General features: G+C 68.1%; 8 protein-coding genes. 6 read left to right on the forward strand and 2 right to left on the reverse strand.

Annotated features, from left to right (window positions below):
- Positions 1-11 precede the first annotated feature (11 nt).
- The 6 genes from glgX (at position 12) to ACAG26_RS22360 (ending at position 7,702) form a co-directional block, all read left to right on the forward strand.
- Positions 12-2,180 carry a glycogen debranching protein GlgX gene (gene glgX / locus ACAG26_RS22335; protein WP_370485256.1) on the forward strand — a complete coding sequence of 723 codons (2,169 nt, stop codon included), beginning with the start codon at positions 12-14 and terminating at the stop codon, positions 2,178-2,180.
- A gap of 3 nt (positions 2,181-2,183) precedes the next feature.
- The gene (treY, locus tag ACAG26_RS22340) at positions 2,184-4,472 is read left to right on the forward strand and encodes a malto-oligosyltrehalose synthase (RefSeq protein WP_370485257.1); all 2,289 of its coding nucleotides are present in this window, start codon (positions 2,184-2,186) and stop codon (positions 4,470-4,472) included.
- Positions 4,465-6,195: a malto-oligosyltrehalose trehalohydrolase gene (gene treZ, locus ACAG26_RS22345; RefSeq protein WP_370485258.1), complete on the forward strand. Its 1,731-nt coding sequence runs from the start codon at positions 4,465-4,467 to the stop codon at positions 6,193-6,195. The genes treY and treZ overlap by 8 nt, the downstream gene beginning before the upstream one ends.
- A gap of 37 nt (positions 6,196-6,232) precedes the next feature.
- Positions 6,233-6,667, forward strand: a complete 435-nt coding sequence (locus ACAG26_RS22350; protein WP_370485259.1) for a hypothetical protein — start codon at positions 6,233-6,235, stop codon at positions 6,665-6,667.
- Between the two features lie 118 nt (positions 6,668-6,785).
- Complete coding sequence (locus ACAG26_RS22355; RefSeq protein WP_370485260.1) at positions 6,786-7,082, forward strand: hypothetical protein; 297 nt, start codon at positions 6,786-6,788, stop codon at positions 7,080-7,082.
- A 44-nt stretch (positions 7,083-7,126) separates the two neighbouring features.
- A complete protein-coding gene (locus tag ACAG26_RS22360) occupies positions 7,127-7,702 on the forward strand; it encodes a DinB family protein (RefSeq protein WP_370485261.1) in 576 nt (191 codons plus the stop codon).
- A gap of 4 nt (positions 7,703-7,706) precedes the next feature.
- Here the strand turns inward: ACAG26_RS22360 and ACAG26_RS22365 are convergent, their stop codons facing one another.
- Positions 7,707-8,165, reverse strand: a complete 459-nt coding sequence (locus tag ACAG26_RS22365; RefSeq protein WP_370485262.1) for an SRPBCC family protein — start codon at positions 8,163-8,165, stop codon at positions 7,707-7,709.
- A gap of 50 nt (positions 8,166-8,215) precedes the next feature.
- Positions 8,216-9,244, reverse strand: coding sequence for an aminotransferase class V-fold PLP-dependent enzyme (locus ACAG26_RS22370; RefSeq protein WP_370485263.1), 1,029 nt, complete (start codon positions 9,242-9,244; stop codon positions 8,216-8,218).
- Positions 9,245-9,393 lie beyond the last annotated feature (149 nt).

Genomic DNA, 9,393 nt, shown 5'->3' on the forward strand with positions numbered 1-9,393 from the left:
CCAATGAGTCAGTGACCCAGCCAGCCGAGAGCGGTAGCGGACCCGCGGTCAGCGCCGTGTGGCCGGGCAGCAGTTACCCGCTGGGTGCCACCTACGATGGCGCCGGCACGAATTTCGCGTTGTTCTCCGAGATCGCCGAGCGGGTCGAGTTGTGCCTGATCGGTAAGGACGGCGGCGAGACCCGGATCGACATGGGTGAGGTGGACGGCTACGTCTGGCACGCCTACCTGCCGACCATCGGCCCCGGGCAGCGGTACGGCTTCCGGGTGCACGGCTCGTGGGACCCGGCCGCCGGGCACCGCTGCGACTCCAGCAAGCTGCTGCTGGACCCCTACGGGAAAGCGTTCCACGGCGACTTCGATTTCACCCAGGCGCTGTTCTCCTACGACATGGCGGCCGCGGCGGGCGACCCGTCCGACACCGGCACCCCGCCGATGGTCGACTCGCTGGGCCACACCATGACCAGCGTGGTGATCAACCCGTATTTCGACTGGGCGTCGGACCGGGCGCCGCGCACCCCCTATCACGAGACCGTCATCTACGAGGCCCACGTGAAGGGCATGACCCAGACCCACCCCGGCATCCCCGAGGAACAGCGCGGCACCTACGCCGGCCTCGCCCACCCGGTGATCATCGACCACCTCAACTCGTTGAACGTCACGGCCATCGAGCTGATGCCGGTGCACCAGTTCCTGCACGACCACCGGCTGCTGGAGCTGGGCCTGCGGAACTACTGGGGTTACAACACCTTCGGCTTCTTCGCACCGCACAACCAGTACGCGGCCAGCCGCCACGCCGGCGGCGCGGTGGCCGAGTTCAAGGCGATGGTGCGCACCTTCCACGAGGCGGGCATCGAGGTCATCCTCGACGTGGTCTACAACCACACCGCCGAAGGCAACCATCTGGGGCCCACCATCAATTTCCGGGGCATCGACAACGCGGCCTACTACCGGCTCGCCGACGACGACCCCCGCTTCTACAAGGACTACACCGGCACCGGCAACAGCCTCAACGCCCGCAACCCACACACCCTGCAACTGATCATGGATTCGCTGCGCTACTGGGTGACCGAAATGCACGTCGACGGGTTCCGGTTTGACCTGGCCTCCACGCTGGCGCGTGAGTTACACGACGTCGACCGGCTGAGCGCGTTCTTCGACCTGGTGCAGCAGGATCCGGTGGTCAGCCAGGTCAAGCTGATCGCCGAGCCGTGGGATGTCGGCGAGGGCGGCTACCAGGTCGGCAACTTTCCCGGTTTATGGACCGAGTGGAACGGGAAGTACCGCGACACGGTGCGTGACTATTGGCGCGGCGAACCCGAGACGCTCGGCGAGTTCGCCTCCCGGCTGACCGGGTCCTCGGATTTGTATGAGGCCACCGGGCGCCGTCCCAGCGCCAGCATCAATTTCGTCACCTGCCATGACGGGTTCACGTTGACCGACCTGGTGACCTACAACGAGAAGCACAACGAAGCCAACGGCGAAGACAATCGCGACGGCGAAAGCTACAACCGGTCCTGGAACTGCGGTGTCGAGGGCCCCACCGACGACCCGGACGTCCTGGCGCTGCGGGCCCGGCAGATGCGTAACATCATGGCCACCTTGCTGGTCAGCCAGGGCACCCCGATGATCGCGCACGGCGACGAGTTTGGCCGCACCCAGCAGGGCAACAACAACGTCTACTGCCAGGACTCCGAATTGTCCTGGATGGACTGGTCGCTGGCCGAGAAAAACGCCGACCTGCTGGACTTCACCCGCAAAGCGACCGCGTTGCGCCGCGACCATCCGGTGTTTCGTCGCCGTCGGTTCTTCGAAGGCCGGCCGATTCGCAGCGGCGACGAAGTCCGCGATATCGCCTGGCTGACCCCGGCCGGCGAGGAAATGACCCAGCAGGACTGGGACAGCGAATTCGGCAAGTGCGTGATGGTCTTCCTCAACGGCGATGCGCTGCCCGAACCCGACGCGCGCGGCGAGCGGGTGGTCGACGACTCGTTCCTGCTGTGCTTCAACGCCCATGACGCGGCGGTGGACTTTGTCACGCCCAACGACGACTACGCCCAGGAGTGGACGGCACAGTTGGACACCACCGACACGGTCGGCGCTACCGAGACGGTGGTGCCGGCTGGCGCGTCGATCACGCTGCCCGCGCGCTCGCTGATGATCTTGCGTAAGACGCTGTGAGCGATGGTTTTTCCGGTACTGTCCACCTACCGTGTACAGCTGCGGGGCCCGGATAGCGGGTTTGCGTTCACCTTCGCCGACGCGCAGAATCTGCTCGATTATCTCGACGAGCTGGGGGTGTCGCATCTGTACCTATCCCCCATCTTGACCGCGGTAGCCGGCTCGAGCCACGGCTACGACGTCACCGATCCGACCACCGTGTCGGCCGAACTGGGCGGCCCCGAGGGTTTGGCGCGGTTGTCGGCGGCGGCGCATGCCCGCGGGATGGGGCTGATTGTTGATATCGTGCCCAATCACGTCGGCGTGGGTCGTCCCGAGCAGAACCGGTGGTGGTGGGACGTGCTGCGGTATGGCCGTTCCTCGGCCTACGCGCGGTACTTCGATATCGACTGGGACCTCGACGACGGCCGGATCGTGTTGCCGCTGTTGGGTTCCGACGATGACGTCGACCAGCTGGCGGTGGACGGTGAGCTGCTGCGGTTGGGCGAGCTAGCGCTGCCGATCGCCCCGGGCACCGGCGCGGGCACCGGGCGGCAAGTCCACGACCGGCAGCACTACCGGTTAGTGGGCTGGCGGCGCGGACTGTGCGGATATCGCCGCTTCTTTTCGATCACCTCACTGGCCGGGCTGCGGCAGGAGGACCGCGCGGTGTTCGACGCCTGCCACGCCGAGGTGGCCCGCTGGGTGACCGAAGGGCTGGTCGACGGGGTGCGCATCGATCACCCCGACGGGCTGTCCGACCCGGCTGGCTATCTGCGGTGGCTGCGTGAGCTGCTCGGCCCGGACACCTGGATCGTCATCGAGAAGATCCTGGCCGCCGGCGAAGCGCTGGAACCCACCCTGCCGGTCGCCGGAACCACCGGCTACGACGCGCTGCGGGAGCTCGGCGGGATTTTCATCGATCCGTCCGGGGCCGCCACGCTGACCGCGCTGGCCGGTGTCGACGACCCCGCCACCCCCGGTGTGCTGCGCGACCTCAAGGTCACCACCACCACCGACACCTTGGCCGCCGAGCTGCAGCGGCTGCGGCGCTGCGTGGTGGCCAGCGCCGGCGCCGACCACCCGCGGTTGCCCGACGCGCTGACCGCCCTGCTCAGCCACATCGACGTCTACCGCTGCGACTACCGCGGGCTGGCCGCCGTGCTGCCCACCGCGCTGGCCGAAACCCAGGCCACGGCACCGGATCTGGGTGCCCCGCTGCAACTGGTGGCGGCCGCGATCGCCGCCGGCGGCGAGCCCGCGACACGTTTGCAGCAGCTGTGCGGCGCGGTGACGGCCAAGGCGGCCGAGGACTGCCTGTTCTACCGCGACGCCCGGCTAGTGTCCCTCAACGAGGTCGGCGGTGACCCGCAGCGGTTCGGGGTGGGTGCGGCGGAGTTTCATCAGCGCGCCGCCTCCCGGTCGCGGCTGTGGCCGCAGGCAATGACCACGTTGTCCACCCACGACACCAAGCGCGGGGAGGATGTGCGGGCCCGGATCGGGGTGTTGTCCCAGGTGCCGTCGCGCTGGGCGCAGTTCGTCGCCCACGCCGAGTCGGTCGCCCCCTGCCCCGACGCGGCAACCGGACTGTTTCTGTGGCAGAACATCTTCGGGGCGTGGCCGGCGAGTGGCACGATCACCGCGGCGCTGACCGACCGGCTGCACGGGTACACCGAGAAGGCGATCCGCGAGGCCGCGCGGCACACCACGTGGCAAGATCCGGACCCCGACTTCGAGGACGCAATACACCGATGGTTGGACACCGTGCTCGACGGTCCACTGGCCGGTGAGCTGACCGCGCTGGTCACCGAGCTCAGCCCGCACGCCGAAAACGATGCGCTGGGCCAAAAGCTGCTCGCGCTGACCGTCCCCGGCATCCCCGACATCTACCAGGGCAGCGAGTTGTGGGACGACAGCCTTGTCGACCCGGACAATCGCCGCCCGGTCGACTATACGGCGCGGCGCGCGCAGCTGAATTCCCTGGCCCATCCCAAGATTCGGGTGGTCAGCGCCGCGCTGCGGCTGCGCCGCGCCCGTCCGGACACGTTCCTGCACGGCGGCTATCGCCCGGTGCTGGCGGCCGGGCCGGCCGCCGAGCATGTGGTGGGCTTCGGTCGCGGCGAGGACGTCGTGGTGGCGGTCAGCCGCTGGACGGTGCGGCTGGCCGACACCGGGTGGGGCGACACCACGCTGGCGCTGCCCCCCGGCAACTGGACCGACCGGCTGACCGACACCAGCTGGACCGGGCCCACCCCGGTGGCCGAATTGTTCGCGAGAATGCCGGTCGCCTTGCTGGAGCGCGCCGATGCCTGAATTCGCGGTCTGGGCGCCCAAACCCGAGCAGGTGCACCTCGACGTCGACGACGCGCTGTACCCGATGACGCCCTACACCGACGGGTGGTGGCGGATCACCGTCGACGCCGCACCCGAGGCCCGGTATGGGTTTGTCCTCGACGACGATCCCACGGTGCTGCCGGACCCGCGCTCACCGCGGCAACCCGACGGGGTGCATGCCCGGTCCCAGATGTGGGATCCCGCCTCGGCGACCTGGACCGACGGCGACTGGGCCGGCCGCCCGGTGCACGGCGCGGTGATCTACGAGCTGCATGTGGGCACCTTCACCCCGGACGGCACCTTCGCCGCCGCGATCGAAAAGCTGGACTACCTGGTCGATCTGGGGGTCGACTTCGTCGAGGTGATGCCGGTCAATGCATTTTCCGGGACCCACGGCTGGGGTTACGACGGGGTGTTGTGGTACGCCGTGCACGAGCCCTACGGCGGGCCCGACGGGCTGGTCTCCTTCGTCGACGCCTGCCATGCCCGCGGCCTGGGGGTGCTGATCGACGCGGTGTTCAACCACCTGGGCCCGTCGGGCAACTACCTGCCCCGGTTCGGCCCGTACCTGTCCTCGGCGAGCAACCCGTGGGGTGAGGGCATCAACATCGCCGACGCCGATTCCGACGAGGTGCGCCGCTACATCCTGGACTGCGCGCTGCGCTGGATGCGCGACTTCCACGCCGACGGTCTGCGACTGGATGCGGTGCATGCCCTGGTGGACACCACCGCGATCCACATCCTGGAGGAGCTGGCCGGCGAAACCGACCGGTTGGCCGCGCGGTTGGGCCGCCCGCTGTCGCTGGTCGCCGAAAGCGATCTCAACGATCCGCGGCTGATCACCCCGCGCGATCGGGGTGGCTACGGGCTGACCGCACAGTGGGACGACGACATCCACCACGCCATCCACACCGCGGTGTCCGGGGAACGGCAAGGCTATTACGCCGATTTCGGCTCGCTGGACACCCTGGCGCGCACCCTTGGCAACGGTTTCTTCCACGCCGGCACGTATTCGTCGTTTCGCCGACGCCGGCACGGGCGGCCGTTGGACACCTCGTCGATCCCGGCCACCCGGCTGCTGGCCTACACCTGCACCCACGATCAGGTCGGTAACCGCGCGCTGGGGGACCGCCCCTCCCAGAACCTGTCCGCCGGTCAGCTCGCGGTGAAGGCCGCCCTGGCGCTCGGGTCACCGTACACGGCAATGCTTTTCATGGGTGAGGAATGGGGCGCTTCGACGCCGTTCCAATTCTTCAGTTCGCATCCCGAGCCCGAGCTGGCCCGGGCCACCGCCGAGGGCCGCAAACGCGAGTTCGCCGACCACGGCTGGGACACCGCCGAGATCCCCGACCCGCAGGATCCGGCGACGTTCCTGCGCTCCAAACTGAACTGGGCCGAGGTGAAGACCGGTGAGCACGCCCGGCTGCACCGGCTGTATCGCGATCTGCTTGCGCTGCGGCGCAGCGAAGCCGACCTGGCCGACCCGTGGCTGCAGCATCTGGCCATCGACTACGACGAAGACGCCCGCTGGATCGTCGTGCACCGCGGCCGGCTCGCGATCGCCTGCAACCTGGGCGTCGAACCGGTGACCGTACCGGTGACCGGTGAGGTGGTGCTGGCCTGGGATGAGCCCGCGGTGGCCGCCGCGCACACCACGCTGCCCGGGCACTCGTTCGCGATCCTGCGGGCTGTGGATAGCTGACTGGCGCCGTCGCGGCGAAGCGCCCACGATTCGCCGCATGGATGATCACGATGTACTGCCGATCCCGCCCATCGAGACGGCCACCGACCCGGTGCATTCCGCGGCGGATCTGCGGCAACGATGGCGTGCGCTGATGGGGCCGCTCGGGTTTGGTGAACGCTTGCTGTGGTTCGGCTTCATCGGGCCGGACCGCCGGTTCATCAAAATGTTGAATCAGGTTTCGATCGGGCCCCGACCGCAGTCACGCCCGCTGAAAAACCTGATGTCGGCGCTGCGCACCCTGCTGCGCGACGACATGCCGGCCCACAGCAGCGTGGCCCTGTTGTTGACCGGACCCGGCCGCGGTGCGGTCTCGGCGGCCGACCGGGTCTGGTCAAAGCAGCTGATCGAGATGGCCGCACAGTTCGACGTGCCGCTGGAGCCGATCTTCCGCGCCAACGACGAGGTGTTGCTGCAGGTCGAGCCCGCCTGAGCCGCGTTGAGCGATGCCACCGGCTGGATCATTGACCGAGTCACGCCGGTACCGGAAACGCCCCGACGGCCGCCAAAGTTGCGATCCTTAGCAATGGTTCGCGCCTAGGATGGAAGCTGTGAGCGAAGCCCGCGCGGCGTACGTCGGCGACCGCGCCACCTTGGAGGAGGTGGTCGCGGCCATGGACGCGTGGCAAAAGCAGACCGGCGATAGCACCGAGTACACCGTTGAAGCCGACAGCGATGGATACCCGGGTATGGGATTTGTGATAGACGTGTACGCGGCGAATGACGCCGAACGGCTCGCCGCACGGGACCGCATCACAGCGGGCATCCAGCCGCTTCTCGGCAAAACCCCGGTAGCCACTGACAGCGAACTCGACCGGCAGGTTCTAGCTGCAAGTGACGGGCGTTAGAGCCGGCGTGAAATCTCCCCACGTTCCCTGACCGTAACTGCGATGTGAGCAGCCACGAGCTACCACCGCTAGCCGGTGAGGACCACCTCTGCGAAAGCTGCGGGTTGGTTTATCGCGACATCAAGATCGAAGATGCCGTTGAGGTCATCATGGGCCTACCGGCCGCACTCCGTGAAGCCGTGTTTGCCATTCCACTCGAGGCCCGCCCGGTGCGTCCCAGCGCGCAGGAATGGTCGGTGAATGAGTACGTTTGCCATCTGCGCGACGTCTACATGGCCTCCACCATCCGGCTGCACCGCACCCGCACCGAGGACCGGCCCGAACTTGAGCCCCTCTTCAACGATTTGCGGGCGCGCCGGTTCCGCTACAACGAACGCGAGGCCGCCGCGGTGATCGACGAGCTCGCGTCGGTAATCGCCGGCTTTCGCGACGAAGTCGACCGCACCGCCGGGCCGCAGTGGGATCGCACCGCGACCCGCCTGCCGGGTGAGTCGCGCACCGCGCGGTGGCTCGTCCGCCAAGCCATGCATGAAGGCGTCCATCACCTCGCCGATATTCGCCGGGTCGGCAGCATCGTCACGACCGATCAACGAGCACCGGGATCGGCCACATCTTTATGAACGCTCAATCGCGCTCGGCGAGATCGGCGAGCCGGTCGAGGGAGGCCCGTAGCCGGTCAGCGGTCGTGGCCCGGGCGCGCGGGAGACGCCTCTCGTCGGTCAACCCGGACCAGTCGTAGGTGTGGGTGACGCGGGTATGTCCCTCGTCGACCGGCTCGAGTTGCCAGCGCCACAGGTGGCCCGGCGGCTGTTGGCCGGGCTCCGACGGCCGCCAGGCGATCCGTCTGTCCTCGGCGAACTCCACCACGTGGTTCTGCCGCACATTGCCCTTCGTGGTCGTCATGGTGAACCGGTCCCCCACCGCGCGCACCCGCTGCCCGGCGGGCGCCTCGGCCAGGTTGTCGTTGCCGTCCCACCGGGGCTGTTGCGCCGGGTCCGCGATCAACGCGAAAATCTGTTCCGCCCCAGCCGCGATCACGCGGTCGGCGCTCACGATGCGGTCCCCCTGGTCCTTATCTGCCATACGGTCGATCGAAGCACCCACACCGGTCCCCCACAACCATCGACGGACGGTCACAGCGCATCGAGGAGCCGATCCAGGTCGTCTTCGGTGTTGTAAAGATGAAACCCGACGCGGAGGGCCCCGGCCCGCACCGATGCCCGGATCCCGGCCCGCTCCAGCGCCTCGGGGGCAGGGGCGGTGGGAATCGACACGATCGCCGACTCCGCGGCAGGCAGTTGCAGTTCGCCGCGCAGCCGATTCGCCAGTCCGACCGTGTGCGCCTCGACCGCGGCCCGATCCAGCGACACGATCCACGGCAACGACAGCCCGGCACCCAACACGGCGAACCACACCGGCGACGCATCGAACCGGCGGGCATCACCGGCCAGCCGCATCGGCAAGCCATACAGCGACGCCCACACGTCACCGCCCGCAAAAGGATTCGCGACATGCGGCACCAATGCTTCGGACGTCCGCTCGCTCAACGACATCCATGCCACACCGCGCGGCCCCAACAACCACTTGTAGCTGGCCGCGACCACGACGTCGGCCCAGGACAGCTCGACGTTCTTCCAGCCCAAGGCCTGCGTCGCGTCGATCACCGTGGTGGTCCCGGATGCTGCGACGCTGCGCCGCAATGTCGCCACGTCGAGCACCGCACCGTCTGCGGACTGGACCAAACTGGCGGCCGCGACGTCGAACTCGCCGGCGGCGTCCTCGAATCGGCCGCGCGGCAGCTCGGTGACGGTGACGCCGCGCCCGGCTTGCGCGGCGAACGGAAAGGTGACGCTGGTGAATTCACCGGGCATCGTCGCTACCCGGCTGCCATCCGGTATCGAGGCCGCGACCACGCCGACCGCAGACGAGACGCTGCTGCTCATCGCCACCCGATGCGCATCGACCCCGATCAGCGCGGCATAGGCCGTTCGGCTGGCTGCCATCGGCGGCTCGAATGCGCTCACCGTCAGCCGTCCCCGCTCCCAGGTATCCAGGTGATCGCGCAGTGCCGAGGCGACGAACCGCGGCGGTAGACCGAACGTGGCGGTGTCCAGGAAGCCCTCGGCGCCGACGAACTCCGCACCAAACGCCTCACGCACCACGTCACCACTCTCCCAGCCCTGGTTGACTCTGCGTCTACGGCGTGGTCCTCTCGAACTTTTCCGCCGTAGCCGCAGAGTCATCCCTGAAGGGGTGGGGTGTTGTCAAGTGGGGTGTGCTGGTGTTTTGTCGGTTTTCGGGGTCTGTGTGG

It is taken from the genome of Mycobacterium sp. pUA109, from assembly GCF_041287095.1.
GTDB lineage: Bacteria > Actinomycetota > Actinomycetes > Mycobacteriales > Mycobacteriaceae > Mycobacterium.